This window comes from Agarivorans aestuarii (genome assembly GCF_019670125.1).
Lineage (GTDB): Bacteria > Pseudomonadota > Gammaproteobacteria > Enterobacterales > Celerinatantimonadaceae > Agarivorans > Agarivorans aestuarii.
The window spans coordinates 200,216-224,680 of record NZ_AP023033.1; the positions used below are offsets into that span (position 1 = coordinate 200,216).

At 45.0% G+C, this 24,465-nt stretch carries 21 protein-coding genes; 10 read left to right on the top strand and 11 right to left on the bottom strand.

The genetic code is table 11. From position 1 onward, the window contains the following. Window positions 1–16: 16 nt before the first annotated feature. Window positions 17–517 carry a peptide deformylase gene (gene def / locus K5609_RS00990; RefSeq protein ID WP_221075593.1) on the bottom strand — a complete coding sequence of 167 codons (501 nt, stop codon included), beginning with the start codon at window positions 515–517 and terminating at the stop codon, window positions 17–19. Between the two features lie 101 nt (window positions 518–618). Here def and K5609_RS00995 point away from each other — a divergent pair, with 101 nt between their 5' ends. The 4 genes from K5609_RS00995 (at window position 619) to K5609_RS01010 (ending at window position 3,994) form a co-directional block, all read left to right on the top strand. Continuing rightward, window positions 619–1,695 carry a LysM peptidoglycan-binding domain-containing protein gene (locus K5609_RS00995; protein ID WP_221075594.1) on the top strand — a complete coding sequence of 359 codons (1,077 nt, stop codon included), beginning with the start codon at window positions 619–621 and terminating at the stop codon, window positions 1,693–1,695. Next, a complete protein-coding gene (dprA, locus tag K5609_RS01000) occupies window positions 1,696–2,799 on the top strand; it encodes a DNA-processing protein DprA (protein ID WP_221075595.1) in 1,104 nt (367 codons plus the stop codon). It begins immediately after the preceding gene. Between the two features lie 2 nt (window positions 2,800–2,801). After that, a complete protein-coding gene (locus K5609_RS01005) occupies window positions 2,802–3,275 on the top strand; it encodes a DUF494 family protein (RefSeq protein ID WP_016399899.1) in 474 nt (157 codons plus the stop codon). A 140-nt stretch (window positions 3,276–3,415) separates the two neighbouring features. Further along, window positions 3,416–3,994 carry a DNA topoisomerase family protein gene (locus K5609_RS01010; RefSeq protein ID WP_221075596.1) on the top strand — a complete coding sequence of 193 codons (579 nt, stop codon included), beginning with the start codon at window positions 3,416–3,418 and terminating at the stop codon, window positions 3,992–3,994. 74 nt (window positions 3,995–4,068) lie between these two features. On the opposite strand, the gene glnG is transcribed toward K5609_RS01010, so the two are convergent. The 4 genes from glnG to glnA form a co-directional block, all read right to left on the bottom strand. Further along, window positions 4,069–5,478, bottom strand: coding sequence for a nitrogen regulation protein NR(I) (glnG, locus tag K5609_RS01015; protein WP_221075597.1), 1,410 nt, complete (start codon window positions 5,476–5,478; stop codon window positions 4,069–4,071). A gap of 12 nt (window positions 5,479–5,490) precedes the next feature. Then, window positions 5,491–6,540: a nitrogen regulation protein NR(II) gene (glnL, locus tag K5609_RS01020; RefSeq protein ID WP_221075598.1), complete on the bottom strand. Its 1,050-nt coding sequence runs from the start codon at window positions 6,538–6,540 to the stop codon at window positions 5,491–5,493. 76 nt (window positions 6,541–6,616) lie between these two features. After that, window positions 6,617–7,159, bottom strand: coding sequence for a DUF4124 domain-containing protein (locus K5609_RS01025; RefSeq protein ID WP_221075599.1), 543 nt, complete (start codon window positions 7,157–7,159; stop codon window positions 6,617–6,619). 104 nt (window positions 7,160–7,263) lie between these two features. Continuing rightward, window positions 7,264–8,670: a glutamate--ammonia ligase gene (glnA, locus tag K5609_RS01030; protein WP_163133875.1), complete on the bottom strand. Its 1,407-nt coding sequence runs from the start codon at window positions 8,668–8,670 to the stop codon at window positions 7,264–7,266. 287 nt (window positions 8,671–8,957) lie between these two features. Here glnA and typA point away from each other — a divergent pair, with 287 nt between their 5' ends. Continuing rightward, window positions 8,958–10,832, top strand: coding sequence for a translational GTPase TypA (typA, locus tag K5609_RS01035; RefSeq protein WP_221075600.1), 1,875 nt, complete (start codon window positions 8,958–8,960; stop codon window positions 10,830–10,832). Between the two features lie 66 nt (window positions 10,833–10,898). Here typA and K5609_RS01040 read toward each other — a convergent pair whose 3' ends face one another. From K5609_RS01040 to K5609_RS01060, 5 genes are all read right to left on the bottom strand, one after another. After that, a complete protein-coding gene (locus K5609_RS01040; RefSeq protein ID WP_221075601.1) occupies window positions 10,899–11,753 on the bottom strand; it encodes a PEP-CTERM/exosortase system-associated acyltransferase in 855 nt (284 codons plus the stop codon). Between the two features lie 332 nt (window positions 11,754–12,085). Beyond that, a complete protein-coding gene (locus K5609_RS01045; protein WP_221075602.1) occupies window positions 12,086–12,889 on the bottom strand; it encodes a hypothetical protein in 804 nt (267 codons plus the stop codon). Between the two features lie 9 nt (window positions 12,890–12,898). Continuing rightward, a complete protein-coding gene (locus tag K5609_RS01050) occupies window positions 12,899–13,159 on the bottom strand; it encodes a hypothetical protein (protein ID WP_221075603.1) in 261 nt (86 codons plus the stop codon). Between the two features lie 298 nt (window positions 13,160–13,457). Beyond that, window positions 13,458–14,906: a cardiolipin synthase gene (cls, locus tag K5609_RS01055; protein ID WP_221075604.1), complete on the bottom strand. Its 1,449-nt coding sequence runs from the start codon at window positions 14,904–14,906 to the stop codon at window positions 13,458–13,460. 134 nt (window positions 14,907–15,040) lie between these two features. Continuing rightward, on the bottom strand, window positions 15,041–16,600 hold the full coding sequence (locus K5609_RS01060; RefSeq protein WP_163133881.1) for a SulP family inorganic anion transporter: 1,560 nt from the start codon (window positions 16,598–16,600) through the stop codon (window positions 15,041–15,043). Between the two features lie 194 nt (window positions 16,601–16,794). Between K5609_RS01060 and K5609_RS01065 the strand changes: the two genes are divergently transcribed. The 5 genes from K5609_RS01065 to K5609_RS01085 all read left to right on the top strand — a co-directional run bounded on the left by K5609_RS01065 (window position 16,795) and on the right by K5609_RS01085 (window position 21,977). Next, window positions 16,795–17,715: a virulence factor BrkB family protein gene (locus tag K5609_RS01065; protein ID WP_221075605.1), complete on the top strand. Its 921-nt coding sequence runs from the start codon at window positions 16,795–16,797 to the stop codon at window positions 17,713–17,715. After that, complete coding sequence (dtd, locus tag K5609_RS01070; RefSeq protein ID WP_221075606.1) at window positions 17,712–18,149, top strand: D-aminoacyl-tRNA deacylase; 438 nt, start codon at window positions 17,712–17,714, stop codon at window positions 18,147–18,149. The genes K5609_RS01065 and dtd overlap by 4 nt, the downstream gene beginning before the upstream one ends. 191 nt (window positions 18,150–18,340) lie before the next feature. Next, window positions 18,341–19,342: a LacI family DNA-binding transcriptional regulator gene (locus K5609_RS01075; protein WP_221075607.1), complete on the top strand. Its 1,002-nt coding sequence runs from the start codon at window positions 18,341–18,343 to the stop codon at window positions 19,340–19,342. 191 nt (window positions 19,343–19,533) lie between these two features. Beyond that, window positions 19,534–20,877, top strand: coding sequence for a GH1 family beta-glucosidase (locus K5609_RS01080; protein WP_221075608.1), 1,344 nt, complete (start codon window positions 19,534–19,536; stop codon window positions 20,875–20,877). Between the two features lie 2 nt (window positions 20,878–20,879). After that, on the top strand, window positions 20,880–21,977 hold the full coding sequence (locus K5609_RS01085; RefSeq protein ID WP_221075609.1) for an ABC transporter ATP-binding protein: 1,098 nt from the start codon (window positions 20,880–20,882) through the stop codon (window positions 21,975–21,977). Between the two features lie 70 nt (window positions 21,978–22,047). Here the strand turns inward: K5609_RS01085 and K5609_RS01090 are convergent, their stop codons facing one another. Continuing rightward, window positions 22,048–24,462 carry a glycoside hydrolase family 94 protein gene (locus K5609_RS01090; protein WP_221075610.1) on the bottom strand — a complete coding sequence of 805 codons (2,415 nt, stop codon included), beginning with the start codon at window positions 24,460–24,462 and terminating at the stop codon, window positions 22,048–22,050. Between the last annotated feature and the right edge of the window lie 3 nt (window positions 24,463–24,465).

A 24,465-nucleotide genomic window follows, 5' to 3' on the forward strand; every position in this document is an offset into this window, starting at 1 on the left:
TTACCTTAGTGGTGGCTTACTGGCGGCGAGCAAGTTTTTCGAGTTTAGTTTTTACTCGCTGGCGCTTAAGTGGCGACAAGTAATCGATAAATAACTTACCTTTAAGGTGGTCTAATTCATGTTGTACACAAATTGCCAATAGGCCCTCGGCTTCAAATACTTGCTCATTACCGTCGGCGTCTAAAGATTTTACGGTAATCTTTTCTGCTCTTGGCACTTGGGCGCGATACTCGGGAACCGATAAACAACCTTCTTCATTTAAGGCTTCACCATCAGTTTCGATGATTTCAGGGTTAATTAACGCAAGTCGTTGATCTCGCGTATCTGATACGTCAATCACTACAATTTGCTGGTGAATGTTGACCTGTGTCGCAGCTAGGCCAACTCCTTCCTCTTGATACATGGTTTCAAACATGTTTTCGATTATAGTTTTAACTTTATCGTCAATATTATTAACGGGTTGCGCTATAGTACGCAGGCGTTCATCAGGAAAACGCAATACTTCAAGTACAGCCATAACTTCTGTCTTCAATCAGGTTTTGGTAGATTGTCGGTAATTCTAGTCATTTATGTGACTAAAAAACAGCTTTGGATATAGGGATGTCGCTGGGAGACACTATGAAAGGGAAAAAATTAGTTTGGCTTTGGGCCTCTTTGTTGTTTTTAGTGGGAGGTGCTATTGCTGACACACTGAAACTAAAGGAGGATTTTCCCGAAGTCTATGTGGTGAAAAAAGGCGATACCTTATGGGATATCTCAGCCTTATATTTGCACTCTCCGTGGCTTTGGCCGCGCTTGTGGCAATTCAACCCGCAAGTTGAGAATCCTCACCTGATTTACCCAGGTGACCGCTTATCATTAGTATATGAAGACGGTGAGCCACGTTTAGTGCGTAAACGTATTGTAAAAGTTACACCTAAGGCGCGTATAGAGGAGAAGGCCAGCCCAATCCCAACGGTACCGCTGGCTTCAATTAGTGCCTTTTTGTCTCACGATCATATTGCCGACGACGATATGCTGAAAGGTGCACCTTACGTATTGGGCGACAATGATGCGCAGTCGCGTATTGCCATTGGCCGTGCAATGTATGCCCGTGGTGAGACTAAGCCTGGTCAATACTACGGCATCTACCGCATTGCTGATAAATACTATGATCCGGAAACTAAAGAAGAGCTAGGCCAGGTGCTTAACTTTATTGGTGTTGGGGTGTCAGAGCGTCAGCATGAAGACAACATCACCCAGTTTAAGGTGACCCAAGTATTAAAAGAAATTCGCCAAGGCGATATTATGCTGGAGTTGCCAGACCAAGATCGTTTACCGGCTTATTTCATTCCAAATAACAAACAGATGGAAAGCAGTGGCTACATTCTTTCTGCCGCTACCGATACCTCGGTAATGAGCCGTTACGATGTAGTGGTGATTAACAAAGGTACCCGCGATAACGTTGAACCAGGCGATATGTTTGCCATAGCGCAACCAGGTAAAGTGATGATTGATAAAGTAAGGCGTAAGTCTTACGAAGAAACTGCTAATCACTTCGACCGTGCTTTTAATAGTGACGATGAGAGAGTATCGCTACCTAACGAGAAAGTCGGTGAGCTGATGGTATTTAAGAGTTACGAAAAACTGAGCTATGCGATTATTACCGACAGCAAAGTGATTCTTCGCCCGCACTATTTGGTGGAGAACCTATAGTTGCTACCGAACTTATCGGTAGTTCAATATCTTACACTTGCAGGCGTGCCCCGTTTCTCGGTGGCGCGTTTGCAAGCTGCTTTAAGCCAATGCAGTGTCGAGCAGCTATTTGCTGCTGATGCCAGCCAATTGGCTGCTTGGCAATTTAGCCCTCCGCAAATTTCTGCACTACTGCAACCCAAACAGGCGCGCATTGAACAAGCACTAGCCTGGCTTGAACAAGACGATTGCCATTTATTGGGGTGTTTTGACCCGCGCTACCCCGAATGCTTACGCAATATCCAGCGTCCTCCTTTGTTGCTATTTGTGCGCGGTAATCCCGCACTGTTAGATAAACCTCAGTTAGCAATAGTCGGTAGTCGTCATGCTAGTGTTTCGGGTTTAAATCATGCCAAGCGTTTTGCTCAGCAAATCGCAGAGCAAGGAGTCACCATTACCAGTGGCATGGCTCTAGGGATTGATGCAGCGGCTCACAAAGGGGCGCTGTTAGCAAAACCTGATGCCACTATTGCCGTTGTGGCAACGGGTTTAGATAGGGTATATCCAAAGCGTCACCAGGCGCTAGCGCATCAAATTAGCGAGCAGGGCGCAATTGTGAGCGAGTTTTGGCCCGGTACAGCCGCCAAAGCCAATCATTTTCCACGGCGTAATCGCATTATCAGTGGCTTAAGTTTGGCAACCTTAGTGGTGCAAGCGGGGTTACCCAGTGGCTCTTTACTCACTGCGAATTACGCCGCTGAACAAGGCCGTGATGTATTTGCCATGCCGGGTTCTATTGATGATCCCCTGCATGCCGGTTGTCATCATTTGATTCAACAAGGAGCTAAATTGGTGACTTGTCCGGTCGATATAATAGAAGAGTTAGGCGCCTTTTCTGGTCAATCTGCTTTGCCGTTGCATGCGGTGGAGCAAAATATGCAAGAACAAGATTTGCCTTATCGGCAATTGTTGGATAACGTAGCTTATGAGACTACAACAATTGATGATTTAGTCTTAAGCACTCAACAACCTGTTGATGCTGTACTGGCTCAGTTAACTGAGTTAGAGATATTGGGTGTTGTGGCCGTTGTGCCAGGTGGTTACGTCAAGCTGAGGAGGAACTAACTATGTTTGATATCCTCATGTATCTGTTCGAAACCTACATTCATAGTGATGTAGAGCTGTTGATGGATCACGATGAGCTTACAGAAGAGCTCAGTCGCGCAGGGTTTCATAAAGAAGAAATCTATAAGGCACTAGATTGGTTGGAGCAGCTTGCAGCCTTGCAAGATAGCGACAAACAGCCTTATTTAAATCCTTCGGAGATTCCCTCATTACGGGTGTATACCGCACCAGAAATTGCCAAGTTGGATGTACCGTGCCGAGGCTTTTTACTGTTCTTAGAGCAGATGAAGGTACTTAACGCGGAAACCCGTGAAATGGTGATTGACCGCGTAATGGAACTTGATGGACCAGAGTTAGAACTGGAAGATTTAAAATGGGTCATCTTAATGGTGCTATTTAATGTTCCGGGCAGTGAGTCGGCTTATCAGCAAATGGAAGAGTTATTATTCGATTTGGGTGATGGTCCGCTGCACTAAATACTGACTCAACGATAAAAGGTGCGCTGCAATTAAGGCCGTGCACCGATTATTGCTTCGATAAAAGCGGTGCTTGCGTCGAATCAATAGCCTATTCGCGCCATTTTGTTATGCTTAGCAAAGTTTAACGAGGTGTCAGCATGTCTAAGATCGATCCAAAGTTATTTTCTGCCCACGAACACGCCTTAGAAAAAGAATACGACGTTTGCCCAAAATGTGGTGGCGAACTACAGCATCGCAACAGTAAATCTGGACCGTTTTTAGGTTGCAGCCAATATCCCAGTTGTGACTATAGCCGTGCCTTGCATCAGCAAGATCATTCTTTAGATAAAGTGCTGCCTGGGACCGAGTGTCCAGAATGTGGTGAAGAGTTAATGCTGCGCCAAGGACGTTACGGGATGTTCATTGGCTGTAGCGCTTTCCCTAGTTGTCAGCATATTGAATCGGCTCAACCGCAGGCGCAAAGCACACCTGAAATAAGCTGCCCCTCATGCAATAAAGGTAAGTTAGCGGCTAGGCAGTCGCGTTATGGCAAAACCTTTTATGCCTGCAACGCTTACCCTAAATGCTCCTATGCAGTGAATGATCAGCCTATCGCCAAGCCTTGCCCGGATTGTGGTTGGAAGTTATTAGTCTTAAAGAAAACAGCAGCTGGTAAGCGAGAAGTTTGTCCGCAAAAAGCCTGCAGTTATAAAAGCGCGCCTTTGGTGGAGGCTTAACAGCTGAAGTGCTATAAACTGCGCCCACAAAAAAGGAGAACTCACCGTTCTCCTTTTTTATTACCTGTCGTGTTCTAAGCCTCTACGTCTAACTCTTTGAGTTTACGGGTAAGGGTATTACGCCCCCAACCAAGCAGTCTGGCTGCTTCTTGCTTATGGCCATGGGTATGCTCTAAAGCGGTAGTTAGCATGATGCGCTCAAAGTCAGGCATCGCCTCACCGAGTATGTCGATTTGTCCAGAAACTAACTGCTGAGAAACCCAGCTCTTAAGCAGCGAACGCCAATTAGCATCGGCAGTTTCGCCGGTTTCTGTTACTACTGGTTGGCTTAACTCTGGCGGAAGATCTGCAGGTAGCACCTCTTGTCCACTGGCCATTACCGTTAACCAGCGACAGACGTTTTCTAACTGTCTTACGTTGCCAGGCCAGGCTAATTGCATCATAAAACGCTGAGTATCTTTGTGTAGCAATTTGCTTTCTACGTTTAACTCTTTTGCTGCTATCTCTAAGAAATGTTTGGCTAGTGCCGGAATGTCTTCACGGCGCTCACATAATGACGGCAGGTGAACGCGAATTACGTTTAGACGGTGGAATAAGTCTTCACGGAAGTCGCCTTCTGCTACTTTTTTCTCTAAATTTTGGTGAGTCGCTGCAATGATTCGCACATCAACCTGTACAGGAGAATGACCGCCTACGCGATAAAACTGCCCGTCGGCCAATACTCTTAACAAACGAGTTTGAATATCCAGTGGCATATCACCAATTTCATCCAAAAACAGAGTGCCGCCATTAGCTTGTTCAAAGCGGCCATGACGGATGTTATTGGCTCCAGTAAATGCGCCTTTCTCGTGACCAAATAGCTCTGATTCAATCAAATCTTTTGGAATCGCTGCCATGTTTAACGCGATGAAGCTGCCGCTGGCACGTGGGCTGTGTTTATGTAAAGCGTGGGCGACTAGCTCTTTACCGGTACCCGATTGGCCATTAATGAGTACTGAAATGCTTGAGCGAGATAAGCGGCCAATGGCGCGAAACACTTCCTGCATGGCGGGTGCTTCACCAATGATTTCTGGCGCAGGTGAGCTAGGTTTGTTGTTTGCTTTATTACCTTTCTGCTCGCGAGAAACAGTGACTGCACGCTCGGTTAGGGCTACTGCTTCATCGATATCAAAGGGTTTAGGTAAATACTCAAACGCGCCGCGCTGGTAAGCGTTTACCGCGCTATCTAAGTCTGAGTGGGCGGTCATAATAATAACCGGCATCTCTGGAAAGTGGTTTTGTATTTTTTCTAATAAGCTCAAACCGTCCATGCCTGGCATGCGAATGTCTGAGATCACTACGTCTGGTTGCTCATAATCCAGCTGCTGAAGCATCATTTCACCATCGGCAAAACTTAAGCAGTCGTAACCCGCAGTTTTTAAAGCTTTTTCTAACACCCACCGAATGGAGCTGTCGTCATCAACGACCCATATTGTTGCTGCCATGTTAGTACTTCCTTAACGTCTGAGAGGAAGGTGAATGGTAAATTCGGTATGACCTGGCCAACTGGCACATTCAATCTTCCCTTTATGCTGATTTATCAAATTTTGCGCAATAGACAAACCTAAACCAGTTCCGCCTTCTCGGCCTGTTACCATAGGGTAGAACAGCGTGTCGAGTAGCTCGGTTGGAATGCCTGGTCCATTGTCGATAATTCTAATTTCTGCGGCGAGCTTAAAGCGCTGGCCGGCGATAGTAGCTTGATGTGCAGTGCGCGTAATAATGTTGATATTACCGCCATTTTCGCCAAGTGCTTGCACTGCATTTTGTACAATATTGAGAAATGCCTGCAGCAGCTGTTCATGATCCATTTCAAAGTCAGGAATACTTGGATCGTAGTCACGCTCAACACTAATGCCTTCGGGCAAATCAAGCTTAACTAGTTGTCTAACTTTCTCGAGTACTGAATGAACATTGTGCAGCTCATGTAAACCCGGTCGCTGTGGGCCAAGCAATCGGTCAACCAATTTTCTTAAGCGGTCAGCTTGCTCAATAATGATGCCAGTGAATTCTTTTAGCTCTGGATTCACCAACTCTTTTTCGAGTAATTGGGCTGCGCCTCGCAAACCGCCAAGCGGGTTTTTAATTTCGTGGGCCAAGCCACGCACCAATTCTTTGGCTGCTTGTTGTTGAGCATGTTGATAGAGCTCTTGGGATATTTTCTTTTGCTGGCCAATGGCACGCATTTCTAGCATCAATAAACTTCGATTTTGGATGCGTGTGGCTGATAGCTCTACCAGCGCATGGTGGCTATCAAAAACTAAGGTCACTTCATTGTCAGTGAAGCTTTGCCCAGAACGACATACAGTATCGAGTTTACCGAGATCCAGTGAGCTATGTTTCACTTGAGTCGCTAGCGGCTCATCAATAAGCCGCTTAGCACTTTGGCCGAGTAGTTGTTCTGCTGAGGCATTAACGTATTGAATCTTTAGTTCTGCATCAAGTAACACAATGGCGGTAACTTGATTTTCCAATACCAAGCGCTCTAGCCCAGAAATCTCTAACACTACTCTCTCCTGAATGATGCGCACCAACTTGGTGCCCTTGCACTGAGTTTAAGCTCAAAAAGCAGAGAGTGGCTAATTAGCCTCCCCCCGCTGCGGCCGCTCCAGCGCCAAATGCGTTAGCGCGGTGCAAGAATACGGTTATGGGCTTAGACGATGCAATTTCCTTGCCTGAATCATCAACTAGCTGCACCTGAATTGTATGAGCACCGCGATCAATGTTGGTGAGCTGGAAGCTACCCATTTTAGTGATTTGCCCCTGCGGTACGCCATCAAGCACCAATTTGTAGCCCATGCTGTTTAAGGGAAGTGGGGTAGAGCTGGCACTAATTGAGATTTTGCCTTCGTTATCACGAATAGTTTGCTCGTGGCTTGGGCTGGTAATGTTAACTTGATACTGAATGGGTTTTTGTTTCTTTTTCAGTGGGGTACGCGGTGTGACAATAGGGCCGTCGGTGGCTGGCGGAGCTACATCGACTTTTAGTTCAGTGGCGCCAACTTGAGGGCGGTCAGAGAAATGAGTCACGCCATTTTCATCCACCCATTGGTAAATTTTGTCAGCCGCTTGGACGCCAAAGATTGCGCCACTGATTAATAAAGCTATAGCAAACCATTTGCTCATTGATAATTCCTCCATTCAACTAGCTAAAGGTGGGCAAAAACGTATTGAAAAGCAATAAAAAAACCCGCTTTAAAGCGGGTTTTTTAAGCCGTGTAACGTTTTGTTTATACGCTGTAGTACAATTCAAACTCAACAGGGTGAGTTGTCATGTTGATGCGCTCAACGTCAGCAGATTTCAATGCGATGTAAGAATCGATGTAATCGTTGCTGAATACGCCGCCAGCTGTTAAGAAATCACGGTCTGCGTCTAGGCAAGCTAGTGCATTTTCAAGTGAAGTTGCCACTTGTGGGATTTCAGCTGCTTCTTCTGCAGGTAGGTCGTATAAATCCTTGTCCATAGCATCGCCAGGGTGGATTTTGTTTTTGATCCCGTCAAGGCCAGCCATCAACATTGCAGAGAATGCTAGGTAAGGGTTAGCTGTTGGGTCAGGGAAACGTACTTCAATACGACGCGCTTTAGGCGATGGTACTACTGGAATACGGATAGAAGCTGAACGGTTACGTGCTGAGTAAGCAAGCATAACAGGTGCTTCGAAACCAGGTACTAGACGCTTGTAAGAGTTAGTAGAAGCGTTAGCAAAAGCGTTAATTGCTTTAGCGTGCTTGATGATACCGCCAATGTAGAACAATGCAGTTTCAGATAGGCCGCCGTATAGGTCGCCAGCAAATAAGTTTTCGCCGTCTTTCCAAATTGATTGGTGAACGTGCATACCGCTACCGTTATCACCAACAACTGGCTTAGGCATAAAGGTTGCTGTTTTACCGTAAGCGTGAGCTACGTTGTGTACAACATACTTAAGAACCTGAGTTTCATCAGCTTTTTCAACGATAGAGTTGAATAAAGTTGCGATTTCGTTCTGACCAGCAGTTGCTACTTCGTGGTGGTGAGCTTCAACAGTTTGACCCATTTCTTCAAGAACTAGACACATTGCTGAGCGTAGGTCTTGTGAAGAGTCAACTGGAGCTACTGGGAAGTAACCGCCTTTAACGCCAGGACGGTGACCAGTGTTACCATCTTCGAAGTGTTTGTCTGAGTTCCAAGATGCTTCATCAGCATCAATTTTGTACATAGAACCTGACATGTCAGTTTTGTATTTAACATCGTCAAACAAGAAGAATTCTGGTTCTGGACCGAAATATGCTGCATCAGCAATACCAGTAGAACGCATGTACTCTTCAGCGCGCTTAGCTACAGAACGTGGGTCACGGTCGTAACCTTGCATTGTAGAAGGCTCAAGAATGTCACAACGAATGTTTAAAGTAACTTCTTCTGTGAATGGGTCTAATACAGCAGTAGCGGCGTCAGGCATCAATACCATGTCTGATTCGTTAATGCCTTTCCAACCTGAGATTGAAGAGCCATCAAACATTTTACCGTCTGAGAAGAAATCTTCGTCAACTTGGTGAGATGGAATAGATACGTGTTGCTCTTTACCTTTAGTATCAGTAAAGCGTAGGTCAACAAATTTAACTTCTTGCTCTTTAAGCAAAGCTAAAACTTCTGCAGACATGTTTTTAACCTCCAGTGTCATCAAAATTGATGGTTCAATCGATTTAATAGTTATTTATACGAATAATCGTGGTTGTGTTGCATCAAGCTAAAACTATGCCAACACATAAGGTGCTGATTTTAATGGCCAAAAAATGATAAGGCCTCAATTTAGTGCAGAGTGTTGCACTTAGTTGGTGCCATTATTGTCCATTTTGGTGCAGTGAGTTTTTGGCCCTAGCTATCATACCCTAATTGGGTAGCGGGAAAACCGTGATCAACTTAAAACTATGAGAATTTGCCGTTTATATGTACAATAGCCCACTTTTTGATTTTACCTCAATATATAAAGGGCTAAACGCCGTGCTAGATAAGTTAAGAAACATCGCCATTATTGCTCACGTCGACCACGGGAAAACCACCCTGGTAGACAAACTGTTGCAGCAATCAGGAACACTAACCACCCGTGGCGATGCTGAAGAGCGAGTCATGGACTCTAACGATATTGAAAAAGAGCGTGGTATTACTATTCTTGCGAAGAATACTGCGATCGAGTGGCAGGATTACCACATCAACATTGTTGATACTCCCGGACACGCCGACTTTGGCGGCGAAGTAGAACGTGTAATGTCTATGGCAGACTCTGTATTGCTATTGGTTGACGCACAAGAAGGTCCTATGCCACAAACACGCTTTGTAACTCAAAAAGCGTTTGCTCAAGGTTTAAAACCTATTCTGGTTATCAATAAAATCGACAAGCCCGGCGCTCGTCCTGATTGGGTTATGGATCAAGTTTTTGATTTGTTTGATAACCTAGGCGCAACTGATGATCAGCTAGACTTTAAGGTTGTGTATGCATCAGCCATTAATGGTTGGGCGACTATGGATTTAGACGAGCCATCAGACAACATGGAACCTTTATTCCAAGCGATTGTTGATAATGTTGCCCCTCCTGTAGCAGATCCAAGCGGCGATTTCCAAATGCAAATCTCTCAGCTTGATTACAACTCATACGTAGGTGTTATCGGTGTAGGCCGTATTACTCGCGGTAGTGTTGTGCCTAACCAACAAGTTACCGTAGTGGGAGCTGATGGTAAGACACGTAACGGTAAAGTTGGCCTAGTACTAAGTTACTTAGGTTTAGAGCGTCAAGAAACGCAAAAAGCTGAAGCCGGTAACATCATCGCGATCACTGGCTTAGGTGAGCTGAAAATCTCAGACACGGTGTGTGATACTAATAACGTTGAAGCTTTGACACCGCTTAGTGTTGACGAACCTACAGTTAACATGACTTTCCAAGTAAACAACTCTCCGTTTGCTGGTAAAGAAGGTAAATTTGTTACCTCTCGAAACATTCTTGAGCGTCTACAAAAAGAGATGGTTCATAACGTTGCTTTACGTGTTGAAGAGATGGACGATCCGGATAAATTCCGTGTATCTGGCCGTGGTGAGCTTCACCTTGGTATTCTTATCGAAAATATGCGCCGTGAAGGTTTCGAGCTTGCTGTATCACGTCCAGAAGTAATTCTGCGTACTGTTGATGGTAAGCTTGAAGAACCGTACGAAACAGTAACCATTGATGTTGAAGAAGCGCATCAGGGTAGTGTTATGGAGCAAATGGGCTTACGTAAGGGTGACCTTACAGATATGGCGCCAGATGGTAAAGGCCGTGTTCGCATGGACTTCTTGATGCCAAGCCGTGGTCTAATGGGCTTCCAAACTGAATTTATGACCTTAACTTCAGGGTCTGGTTTGATTTACCATACTTTTGAACGTTATGGCCCACATAAGGGCGGTACTATTGGTCAACGTCAAAACGGCGTACTGATCTCAAATGCTACCGGTAAAGCACTAACGTACTCTTTGTATAACCTACAAGATCGTGGTCGTTTGTTTACTCAACACGCCGACGAAGTATACGAAGGACAAATCGTGGGTATTCACAGCCGTGATAACGATCTAACAGTAAACTGTTTGAAAGGTAAACAGTTAACTAACGTACGTTCTTCAGGTACTGATGAAGCACAGGTACTAACACCACCGATTCTTATGACTCTTGAGCAAGCGCTAGAGTTCATTGATGATGACGAGCTAGTAGAAGTGACTCCTGAAAGCATTCGTATTCGTAAACGTTTGTTAACCGAAAACGAACGTAAGCGTGCTGGTCGTCCGCCTAAATCTTAATTTTGATTTAGCGTTAAAAGGCAGCCTAGGCTGCCTTTTTTATTGCCTAAAATTTAGCGGCAATGTCTAAATTTCTGTAAGCAAAGAACTTAGCTGGGTATTGCCTGCGAGTAGTGCCGGACTAGGTTGAACGGTTTGTTTTATTAGCTCGAACAAGGGCTGGTAAAGCATCGGTAAATGCTCTTGAAAGCGCTCTAGGGTAATATGGTAAGCCGCGCGAATGCCGTGATAATCAATATTAGGCCCAATCCGAGTCATCTTAATGCCAAACATAGACAGGCTGCGGGCAAGTTTTGGCTCAACCATCACGTAGGCGTGCTTTATCCCACATTGCTCGGCAACGATTGAAGCAGCTAAATATAAACTCATGGTGATATAGGGAAAGGTACGTAGCTCTTTTTGACTAAATTCGTTTAAGCCTGCTCCTGCTGGAGTCGCGCCATTTTTACGATCAATTTTTCGCCGGCGAAACTGGGTATCTAAGGCTACGCGAGAGACTTCGCAAATACTCTCTTTGGCAAAGTTTTCTGGGTGAAGCTCTTGATGGCTAATGGCGGATTTACAAGTATCTAGTAAGGGAATGCTTTGCTGCTTATTAGGGCTGACCATTCTTAGGCAACCAGCATCTAAGCCAGAGTTTAGGTGCTGCACTCGGCAGTAATGCGAGTAGCCGTCATAAACATCTCGCTCCATTTGTAGCTGATTACTTGGTTCAAATTGAAATTCTTCGCAATACACGCGGTGGCGCAATTGGTAGATCTTAGCTACTTCTTCATCATTGCTAGCAATACTGGCTTGGAAGTAACGTTGATAGCGTTGGGCGAGCTCGTCAGCTTGATGTTGTACTGAAAGTTGCTTGACTGAAGATGCAGACAACTGCAACTTACGAGGCGCCATGGTGCTGGGTTGTTGATTACTCACTGGAAAACCTAATTAATCCCTTAAATGTCTAGCAGTGCTAGTTAATCTCAATAATTACAATGCCATCAATTAGAGGTTTTTTAAGGGATTTAGTCACTTAAATTAGATACTTATTGTATGAAACTGTGCTCTAACTCATGTTGGTCACTGTGAAAACCTTATTCATGCTATCTGCGGAGTGGTCTTTTGGTATTGCATATACTGGTGCTTTGTCAGGTCGGTAGTTTGCTAAATGTTGAGGGGGAAGTTTAAACAGGATTTTAAGGTGGTGAATAAAGATTCATTATTAAACGAGAGTACCTAAGATTCTCTCGTTTAAATAGCCGCTAGGTTTAGTCCTGTGTTTGTGCTCTTTGGGCCGCAAGAGTTGCTGCTTGCACAGTAGTATGTGGTTGTGCTGTTTGTAATGCGTCAATAACTTCGAATTCAGTCATGGTTTTGTTGAAGTCGTAACGAGACACCTCTACTACGCCCATATCTTTACAAACTACTTGGTATTCAGGCAGTTCTTCTTGGTAAGTTATAGCAATACAGTCATCTGATTGTACGTATCCATTATCAAAACTCAGCTTTCCTAATAACGCGAAACTGGCGTGAGAGGTATACATATGGTTGTAGCCATCTCGAACTTGCTGGTCGTAGTTTTCAACTTTTTGAATTTTGCCATATACAGAGTTGATGTAAGCCGTTTCAGGTAACTCAAGCAACGAATCTACTTTAACAATGCGTCTTCCCAAAATCTCATCTTCAGAAGGACCGCTTTCTGAAGTGTAGCCATCTTCAGTCGGAATTTCTTTGTGATACCATAGGTATTCGCCTGCTAGGCTCAGAACATCGAACTGAAACTGACCATTGTTATAAAAGGTCAATATATGGGTTTCTTTTGACCAATCAGAGCGCCATAAGGAATTTGCTTCAAAGGTTTGTTTAATGCCACTTACAAAGTAATCTGAAAAATTAATGCTGTCGGCAGAAGGGGGCGGCGTTACATCACTTCCGTTACCGACAAAATTTCCCTCGTTATCAATCACTACATTGCCATTTACTTTTATTTCGCCATGTACATCAAGGCTAGCTGCATTTGCCGTTACTGAAAATAGCGCTGCAATGGTTGAGGCTAATACTACTGTTTTCATCCGTGTTTCCTATTTAATAACTAAGTCGCCTTTGACTGTAAGGCTTTGGCTTTCTTTCAATGACATTTCACCCACTACGGTGGTGCTGGTATCCTCGCGTAACACTAAGTCACCGCCACCTTCGGTGATGGCATCTTCAATGGCGTCTGAGCTAACTGTTTGGTCGTCTTGGTCTGGATCAAACTCGTCACTCACGTTAGTACTGTTGTCACTGCCGCCACAAGCGGTTAGTGCGAGTGTTAACAGTCCTAAACATATCGACTTTCTCAATGTGCTTCTCCTTCGTTAATCAATCAAGTCACGCATTGTAGTCGCTCATTTTTTACTAGTGTAATCAAGTATATATAAAGACTGATTAACTATTGGTTAGGATTTTGCGCGGATAACAAACAAGGATGTAAAGTAAATATTAGAGTTAGAATTGTATTGTGATCTTGCTAATTTTGGTGCGCGTTAAATCTGCAAGTTTATAAAAAATTTGGCTCAGGGAGTGAGTTCATTTTGATGTGATTTAGCTCTCAAATTGCTACTTATGATTAACTGACTAGTCAGCTACTTAGTTCTTCGACTACAGGAGAGGGCTAAAAATATGAATGATATTTTCTAATAAACGCCGGTAAATGGGTCGCTTCCGCCAAGCAATTGGGTTGATACGAGCACTTTGCTCTAAATAGCGTTGCATGATTCTATTCAAGTCTTCCGCATACAATTTGTCATCAATGATCGAGGTGACTTCAAAATTAAGCCACAGGCTGCGCATATCTAAATTTACCGTCCCCACTAGGGCCACTTGCTGGTCTATGAGTAGGCTTTTGGTATGTAACAAACCGCCATTAAATTTGTAGATATTTACGCCTGCATCTAATAGCTGCTGGTAGAAGGAGTGGCTGGCATACCGGACTAAAAATGAATCATTCCTCGCCGGCAAAATGAGGTTCACTTCTACTCCTCTGCTGGCAGCTGTGACTAGCGCCATTTGCAAGCTTTCGTCTGGCACAAAGTAGGGACTGGTTAATACAATTTGCTGTTTAGCCAGGTATAAGGAGCTAAGCAGTAATTGAATTATGTGGTCACCAAATATGCCTGGGCCAGATGGCATAATTTGCATCCGCTGCTGACCAACTGGCTCGGTGGCTGCGAGTAAATCAAGTTGCTCAATCAGGGCTTCGCCGGTTTCCATTTCTATGTCGTAGGCAACCACTGCTTGTAAGTTTAAAGCAGCAGGGCCCTCTACCCTTAGCATTAAGTCTACCCACTGCCCCACGCCACGTTGTTGGTTAAAAAAACGTGGGTCAACTAAGTTCATCGAGCCGGTGTAGGCTAGCTGCTGATCAATCGCTACGATTTTGCGGTGCAGGCGTAAATCGATGCGTTGTAGCAGCATTCGCACTGGATTGGCATGCAGCGCTTCTACCAACTTAACTCCAGCCTTAGCTAACTGTGTTGACGCGCTAGACTTGAGGAATCCACTAGAACCCACTGAATCAACCAGTAAGTAAACACTCACCTTTCGCTTGGCCGCATCAGCTAATGCCTCAAGCAAAGGCTCTACCAAACCGCCTTGTTGAACGATGTAAAATTCCATGTAAATCGTAGATTCAGCTTGCTGTATATCAGCGGTGAGCTGCTTTAGGGTTTCTAGAGAGTCTTCGAAATTGTGCAGTTTGTTGCCACTTAATATAGGCAGACCCAATAGTCGACGAGTGAGTTTGTTGAGCGGCTCGGCAACATCGGAACAAGACTGTTTTACCACGTGAGGTGACTGGTTAAAAAGGTGAACGCTTTGTTTATATTTGGCCTCCATTAGCCGCGCGCGCTTTGCTCGCAGCCTACCTAGGTAGCGTTCTCCAAATAGCTGATAACAAATAATGCCTACCAATGGCAGAACAAAAATAAGTAACAGCCAAGTGAGGGTTACGCCAACCGGGCGACGTTTTAACATTACTTGCAGTGCCACCGCTATGATAAGCAGAGCATAGATGAGAAGACCTAAGTCAGAGAGAAAGGTATCGAGCACCCGTTGGCCTTTAAACGACAAAGATAGTTTTAATCTAGCACGAAGGGCTCAAAAAAGCCGCTAACTCAAACGAGTAGCGGCTATTAGATGTTTTACTGTGGCGCTTATAAGCTGCGCAGCTAGCTAAGGGTTACTTAGTTATCTAGCGTATCGGTGGCAACTTTATAACTTGGATCTTCAATTAAGTTCACTTCTACTGCGCTTCCTGCCTTAGTGAGTAGCTTGCGACACTCTGGGCTAAGGTGTTTAAGGTGAAGTGTTTTACCGGCTTTTTCATATCGCTCTGCCAGGGTATCAATCGCTTCAATAGCGGAGTGATCACTTACCCGAGACTTAGCAAAATCAATCACTACATCTTTAGGGTCGTTAGCAGGGTTGAACAGCTCTAAGAAGTTAGCGGTAGAACCAAAGAACAACGGACCGTCTAGCTCATAAACTTTATGTTCTTCATCTACGCTAGTGGTAGTCACGTAAATGTGTTTGGCGTGATTCCAAGCAAATACCAAGGCCGATACGATTACACCAATCACAACAGCTACCGCTAAATCGGTGAATACCGTGACCACTGATACTAGAACAATCACAAAGAAATCAGCTTTTGGCACTTTGTTTATCATGCGTAAGCTGGCCCACTCAAAGGTGCCAAGCACTACCATGAACATCACACCCACTAGAGCGGCTAGCGGAATCATCTCGATTAGCGATGAACCAAATAAAATGAAACCTAATAGCGCTAAAGCGGCAGAAATACCCGATAAACGACCACGACCACCGGAGCGAATATTAATCATGCTCTGGCCAATCATGGCACAACCACCCATTCCACCAAAGAAGCCAGTGGTTACGTTAGCAACACCTTGGCCAATACATTCTTTGTTACCGTGTCCACGAGTGCCGGTCATTTCGTCCACTACGGTGAGTGTTAGTAGCGATTCAATCAAACCGATTGCCGCCAATACGATGGCATAAGGGAAGATGATTTTTAGTGTTTCTAGGTTTAAAGGCACACTTGGAATAGAGAAACTTGGCAAACCGCCAGCAATAGTGGCGTTGGCGTCACCGGTCATACCGCGAACAAAATCAACTACTGTACGGGTATCTAAGTTAAGTACGTGCACGGCCGCGGTAACACCTACAATAGCCACTAGCGAGGCTGGAATAGCGCTGGTAAGTTTTGGCAAGAAGTGAATCACTGCCATGGTGATGGCAACTAAACCAAGCATGATCCAAAGCTGGCTACCTTGCATCCACTCTAACTCGCCAAAAGCATTAGGCACTTTAAACTGACCAAGTTGGGCTAAGAAAATCACAATGGCCAAGCCGTTTACAAAGCCTAGCATCACTGGATGCGGCACCATGCGGATAAATTTACCCAAATGGAAGACTCCAGCTAAAACCTGCAAAATCCCCATTAATACTACGGTGGCAAATAAATACTCCACGCCGTGGTCGGCGACTAAGGCCACCATTACAACCGCTAGAGCGCCCGTTGCGCCAGAGATCATTCCTGGGCGACCACCAATTACTGCAGTAATTAAACCCACCATAAATGCTGCATATAAACCTACTAAAGGTTCTACGCCAGCAACAAAGGCAAAGGCCACAGCTTCAGGAACTAAAGCGAGTGCAACCGTTAAACCGGAAAGTAAGTCATTTTTGACTGTAGCTCCCCGAAATTTTGGAAATTCAAACATGTTCTTAGGATCCAATAAAGAACGAAAGGAAATGGGGCGGGAGTCTAGCACTTAATGTGATTCAGTTCAAAAAAACATCAGCTTTTGTTCAGCTTTTTTTAGCCAAGTTTGCCGCTTAAACCCTTGTTAAACTTGAGTTGCATCATTAACTAGTTCATCCTTTAGCGAGATAATGCAAAGGAGTGAAATGAATCATGAGCGGGCAGCAAAAAACGCCTAATTGGCAAGCGCTTTTCCAGCAAAAAACGCCTAATTGGCAAGCGCTTTTCCAGCAAAGTAAAGCCTTTGCACTTTTCTTGTTTGAGCGGATAAAACAAGAAAAACTGACTATGATCGCCGGCTCATTAGCTTACGTTACCTTACTCTCCTTGGTGCCTTTAGTAGCAGTTACCTTTTCAATTATTAGTGCCTTCCCGGTATTTTCTGGCTTTCAAACCTTAATCGAAGATTTTGTGTTTAGTAACTTTGTTCCGGCCTCTGGTGAGGTGGTGAAGCAGAGCTTGCGCGGCTTTGTGGAAAACGCCTCAAAAATGACTGCGGTTGGTATCGCAGCTTTAGCCGTAGTGGCCTTAATGCTCATTTCGGCGATTGATAATAGCTTGAATATTATTTGGCGGGTTAAAGAAAAGCGCCGCTGGAGTAGTGCCTTTCCAATGTATTGGATGATTCTAACCTTGGGACCTTTGTTAATGGGTGGCAGCTTAGCGTTGAGTTCCTATATTTTTTCAATGCAGCTATTTGCCGATGAGACGCTGCTGGGCATTTGGAATCAAATACTGCGCATGGTGCCTTTATTGTTTTCAATAGGTGCCTTTTGCTTGTTGTATTTATTGGTGCCAAATAAGTCGATTCGTTTTGTCCATGGTTTAAGTGGTGCTGTAGTGGCAGCTTTGTTGTTTGAATTGGGTAAACGAGGTTTTGCTTTCTATGTTGCCTCATTCCCTTCCTACCAAGTTATTTATGGTGCACTAGCTACCATACCTATTTTGTTTGTATGGGTTTATGTAAGTTGGATAGTGGTGTTAATTGGCGCCGAGATTACCGCCGCTTTAGGCGAATTTAGCGAAGACCAACAAGCACAAGAGAGCAGTAGTATCATTGAGGAGTCTGAATGATTGCGTTGATTCAACGGGTGACACAAGCCAGCGTGAGTGTGTCTGATCAAATTATTGGTGAAATAGGACCTGGCTTATTAGTGCTGTTAGGCGTAGAGCAAGGTGATGACCAAGCAAAGGCCACCAAGCTTTGTGAAAAAGTGATTAAGTACCGCATTTTTGCTGACCAACAAGGCAAAACCAATCTTAACGTGCAGCAAGCTGGCGGCAGTTTATTGGTGGTATCTCAGTTCACTTTGGTGGCTGATACCGATAAAGGCTTACGGCCTGGTTTCTCTAAAGGCGCAAGCCCCGAGCAGGCAAAACATCTTTATGAATACTTTGTTAGCGCCTGTCGCGACCGTGGAATGGCCACCGAAACGGGTGAGTTTGCAGCCGATATGCAGGTCTCTTTGGTCAACGACGGTCCTATGACTTTTTGGCTGCAGATTTAATTTTCATCAATAAAATCGAAACTTTGCGGCGGCTCACATATCAGATTTGCTGCCTATAAAGGCAATTGACACAAATGACTTTAATCGGTCATATTAAGAGAAAGCGCTTTCACGGATAAACTTAAAATCTGACTGTGCCCAGAAAGGTTTTGTGTGAGAGCGCTTACAAATACAGAGAGGCTATAGTAATAATGGCAACAATCAAGGAAGTCTCTGATCTAGCGGGTGTTTCGCAAGCAACCGTATCCAGAGTAATGAACGGTAATAACAAGGTTTCCGATGTTAATCGCGAGCGAGTTATGGCCGCTATGGACAAATTGGGTTATCAACCTAACTCTTTTGCGCAGGCTCTGGCTACCAACCGTTCTTACAGTGTTGGGATTGTAGTAGGTACCTTATCGGGCCCATTTTTTGGTCCGATGATGCACAGTATCGAATCGGTATTGCGTAAAGAAGGTCAGCACCTTATTGCCACTAGTGGGCACGACAATATTGAGCAAGAGCGTGAAGCGATTCGTTTTCTTAATTCGCGCCGTGTTGATGCCATATTGCTGGTGGTTCAAGCCATGAGCGATGACGAACTGATTGAGCTGTGCACCCGTAACCCGAATGTATTTGTATTAAACCGTTATGTGCCAGAACTAGCGCACCGTTGTATTTATTTGAACAACGAGTTGGGTGGCTATTTGGCCACCAAGCATTTAATTGATTTAGGCCATACTCGTATTGCATCGATTACCGGTCCATTAGTGCACTTTGATGCTCGAGAGCGTCTACAAGGTTATCGAAATGCGCTGAGTGAAGCGGGCATAGAATACGATCCTCAACTTATTGTTGAAGGTTTGTATCAAGAAGATGGTGGTACCAAAGCGGCGGCTAAGCTGTTTCAGCGTGGTATCGATTTTACTGGTGTGGTGTGTGGCAACGATAACATCGCTATTAGTGTTTATGACATTCTGTCGCAAGATAACGAATCTCCGGCAGAGCGCATTTCAGTGGTGGGCTACGATGATATGTTTTACTCGCGCTACTTGCGACCAAAGCTCACCACCATTCGTTTCCCGATTGAAGAAATGGGCACTATTGCTGCCAATATGGTGCTGCAAAATTTAGCCGACAAAAATTTAGTAAACGGTGTGCAGTTAGAGCCCTCGCTTATTGTGCGTGAATCTACCGCCCCACCAGTTAGTTAATAAGCATATCTATATGTAAGGAGTTTGAATGTGATTATTCCCCCCCAGCATTAAACGACTCCTTGCTTGGTGTTAGCTATAGGCTTCTACAAGTTTATAGCTAACATCGATCGCCAGTGAAAACTGGTCGTCTTTTTAATCCCATAATATATGTAACATGCGGCCCATTGGGCACAGTTTGAGGTTGTTGTATGTCTTTTGATTTTCCAAAGTCGTCTCCGTTTCGCCGTTCTGATTTTATTTTTGGTGTAGCAACCGCTGCCTTCCAAATTGAAGGTGCTAACCAAGAAGATGAGCGCTGCGAATCTATATGGGATCGCTTTTGTGCGACCCCAGGAAAAGTAGCCAACGGGGATGATGGCACCGTAGCTTGCGATCATTACCACCGTTGGGAAGATGATTTGGAAATGATTGCAGAGCTTGGCGTAGACGCTTATCGCTTATCGATTGCTTGGCCTCGGATTATGCCGGTAGAAGGCCAGGTAAATGATAAGGGCATCGCCTTTTACCAACAGCTCATTGCTAAACTTAAACAGCTGGGCATTAAGCCATTTGTTACCCTGTATCACTGGGATTTACCTCAATATCTCGAAGACCGAGGTGGTTGGTTAAGTCGTGAAACAGCATATAAATTCGCCGAATTTGCCGACATCATGACCAAAGCACTTGGTGATGATGTTTATAGCTATGCCACGTTTAATGAGCCCTTATGTAGTGCCTTTTTAGGTTACCGCTTTGGCCAACATGCGCCAGGTTTAACCGAAGATAAGTTTGGTTTTCAGGCTGCCCACCATATTCTGCTAGCACATGGTTTAGCTCTGTCTAAGATGCGTGAAAATGCGCCAAATGCTGAGCACGGCATCGTGCTTAATTTCACGCCTGCTTACCCTGCAGATCCGAACAATGCAGCAGATGTATTAGCTGCCGATTTTGATGAACAGCAAGGCATTCACTGGTTTTTGCAGCCAATCATCGAAGGACAATACCCTGAGGCTATTCGCCAACAGCAGCCGCTTTGGTGGCCAACCATTCTGCCGGGTGATTTAGAGCTAATAAAACAGCCCATCGATTACTTGGGCATCAACTACTATACCCGCCATGTGATTAAAGCCACCGATAATGGCCCTAAACAGGTGATCTTAGAGGGCGTAGAGCGCACCGACATGGGCTGGGAAGTATGTCCACAAGCCTTAACAGACTTGCTGACTAAGCTAAACGAGCGTTATGCACTGCCACCAATTTTTATTACCGAAAATGGTATGGCCGGTGCAGATACCATAGAGGATGGCAAGGTTATTGACCAGCAACGCTGTGATTACTACCAGTCGCACCTTAACGCTCTGGCCGATGCCATTGAGCAAGGGGTTGAGCTAAAAGGTTATTTTGCTTGGAGCTTAATGGATAACTTCGAGTGGGCCTTTGGTTACGAAAAGCGTTTTGGCATCGTCTATGTAGATTACGAAACCCAGCAACGGATACCTAAACAAAGTGCGACTTACTTTCAGCAGTTTCTAAAACAACGCGCAGGAGCATAATTATGGCGTCACTGTCATTTAAAGATCTTCGTAAGAGCTACGGTAAGGTCGAAATCGTAAAAGGTTTCGACATAGAGATGAGTGATGGTGAATTTGTTGTATTACTCGGTGCGTCGGGTTGTGGTAAGTCAACCATCTTAAGGATGGTGGCCGGCTTGGAAACCATCACTTCGGGTCAAATCAAAATGGGCGATAAGTGCCTGAATGATGTTGACCCGAAGGATCGCGATTTAGCCATGGTATTCCAAAGCTACGCGCTTTACCCGCATATGACTGTGTACGAGAACATTGCCTTTGCGCTTAAGGTTCAAGGAGTTAAGAAAGAAGAGATTAAGAAATCGGTAGAGTGGGCCGTCGAGATGCTGCAGCTAACGGATTACCTTAATCGTAAACCCAAACAGTTGTCTGGCGGTCAGCGTCAGAGGGTAGCGATGGGGCGCGCCATGGTGCGCACGCCTAAGCTGTTTTTGTTTGATGAACCGCTGTCCAATCTAGACGCTAAATTGCGCGGCAAAATGCGTGCAGAAATAAAAGATATGCACAATAAGTTGGGCGTCACCACCTTGTACGTGACTCACGACCAAGTAGAGGCAATGACCCTTGCTGATCGCATTGTGGTAATGAATAAAGGGGTTACCGCACAAATCGGCACGCCTTACCAAGTATTTACCCAGCCAACAAACCAATTTGTTGCTGGTTTTATCGGCTCTCCGTCGATGAATATGATTCCAGCTAAGGCCAAGCAGGTGCAGGGTGAGTGGCTACTGGAGTTAGCAGGCCAAGAGATTAAAGCTCCTGAGAAGTTTGTTGGAAAATTGCAAGAAGGCCAAGAGCTAACCTTGGGCATTCGTCCTAACGATATTCATTTGCATGAAAAGCAGCTAGAGCCTAGCCATGTGATTGCTGCTAAGGCTACTTTCACCGACAGTGAATTACTGGGGGCTACTATGCATGTTAAAGCAGAGTTCGGTGGGCAAAGCATTATTATTGAAGCACCGGCTGAGCACAGCAAATTACCCAGTGCATTAGACATTTTTTTAGATGCCACCTTTGTGCACCTGTTTGATGGTGAAACCCAAGAGTCTTTAGCTAAGCCTTAGTATTCTCTAAGCTATGACACAAAATAAAAAAGCCAGCATTACGCTGGCTTTTTTGTGTTTGTTGCGAGGCTTAGCCTAGCACGACTTCTACTTGATGTTCACCATCGTTAAATACCGGAAGCACCTTACCGCTAATTGCTTCACCGTTAACTTTAATGCTTGCTACGCCTGAGCTAACACCTTGAGGGTTACTCACAGTGATATTGTACTGGGCGCCACGGTAGCGACGTTTCACGCTAAAGCTTGGCCACGCTTTTGGAATACATGGGTCAACTTCTAAGCCTGCTAGGGTTGGTTTAATACCTAGTATGTATTGGGTACCCGCCACATAAGTCCAAGCTGAGGTACCAGATAACCAAGCATTGCGCCCCATACCAAATTGCTTGTGTTCTGCACCTAGTATGTTTTGTGGGTAACAGTAAGGTTCTGATTGGAACACATCCAAGTTGTCGTTATGGAAAGCCGGGTTAATTTGGTTGTAGTATTCAAAGGCTCGGTCACCGTTGCCAGCAATGGTTTCAGCCATCATTACCCAAGGGTTAGAGTGTAGGAAAATGCCGCCATTTTCTTTTGCTCCAGGTGGGTAAGTACTTACCCCACCAAGCTGAGGATCAAAGCCGTTGTAGCCAGGACCCGATAGCATAATGCCGTACTTGGTATTGAGTTTGTGATTCACTGCATCCAAGCCGGCCAACATGCGGTCGCCTTCGGCAAAGCCTGAAATCACCGGCCAAGATTGGCCATTGGTATACAAGCTACCATGCTGGTTTTTATGAGAGCCAATAGGCTCGCCTTCATTGGTAAAGTAGCGTACCCACCATTCACCATCCCAGGCATGTTGATTAACCCGTTGCTTCATTTCTTGGTAGTAGCCATTTAGCAATTCAAGGTTAGCTTTATCGTCGATGGCTGTAGCAATGTCGATTAGCTCTTTAAGCGCCTTACCAAATAGGTTGGCAACAAATAAAGACTCCGCGCCACTTGGTAGGTTAACCGTGTCATTCCAGTCGGCAAAACCTAATAGTGGTAGGCCATGTTCACCAATATTATTCCAAGTAAAATCAATGGATTTTAGTAGGTGTTCATAAACACTGCCTTGGCTGCGATCGGCTAGCTCTAAGGTTTTGCTGTAGTAAGTAATCGGTTTGTCTAAGAAGGCTAAATCGCCAGTTTCTTTTAGGTATTGCGCAACGGTAAGCACAATCCATAAGTGGTCATCACCGTAGTAATCTGGGCAATCGGGCTCTTCACGAGAGTCACCTTCGTTGGCTTCCATGGTGAGTGGGAAGTATTGGTGCATGGCTGAACCATTTTCCAGCTGTACCGACAGCAAGCGCTCAGCAAATTCGCGCGCTTCTTGCGGCATATGCGCCATTACGCCAATTAAATCTTGCGAGGAATCGCGGAAGCCAATACCACGAGCGCCATAACCCAGCTGGTAAAGCGACAAGTAGCGTGACCAGTTTTTAGTGGTATGACATTGACGTGGATTGTGCACGTTTAGCATAGAGTTCATGGCGTTGTCTGGGGTGTCTACCTGCATTACATCAAGGTAGTTTTCCCAAAAGCCGCTTAGCTCAGCAAATGCTTGATCAACGGCTTGTTCATTGCGGTATAAAGCAATATCTGCTTCGGCTTCTTGCAAGCTAGGCACTTGGCCAAGTTGAGTGATTACTCGCTCTGTTTGCCCTGGTGCCAGTTCGCCCAGTTTAACCAACAATGCGCCCACGTTATCGCCGCGGTCACACTCAGAATTACTTAAGCTTTCTTCTTGTAACGACAAAGGCTTAGACCAAGAACCAAATTCGTTGTCGCCTAAAAATGCCCGGCGATCACCTTCCCATGAATCAACAGGGCGGTTACAGCTTAGGTAGTTCACTGCGCTATCGCGTTTCATATAGGCGTATTGTTCTAACACTACATGGCCGCTGTCTTCAGCGTGCGCTTTCAAGGTCATGGTTTGTGGAACCCAGTCGGCGTTCACCAGCTGCTTTAATGCATCGAAGTGGGTGAATTCATACACCGGCGCTACATCTACAGCTTGCGTTTGCTGGCTAATGTTAGTCACCTTAATGTCTTGTAATAAGGTGCTAGAGCCTTGTGGTACAAAGATTTTTACATCAATTTGTAGGCCTTGTGCTTCCACAACCCAGCGGGTGTAAGACAAACCTACGCGACACTCAAACTTGTCCAAGGCTTCTAAACACGGGGTATAAAACGGAGAAAACAGCTGATAGCCCTGCTCAGTTTTACGACGTATGTAAATGGTTGAGCCTTTGAACTCAGACTGAGGCAGCTGAGCAATATACTTAGTGATACGGTTTAACGCCGGATCTTGCTTACATACTACGGTGCCACCAGTGGTATCAATTAAGCCACCAAAGTCTAAAGTTCCTACGTAGTTCGCCCATTTTATCGGCGTTTTTGGCGTAGTTAGAACGTATTCTTTGTTTTGGTCATCGAAGTAACCGTATTGCTTGTTCATATT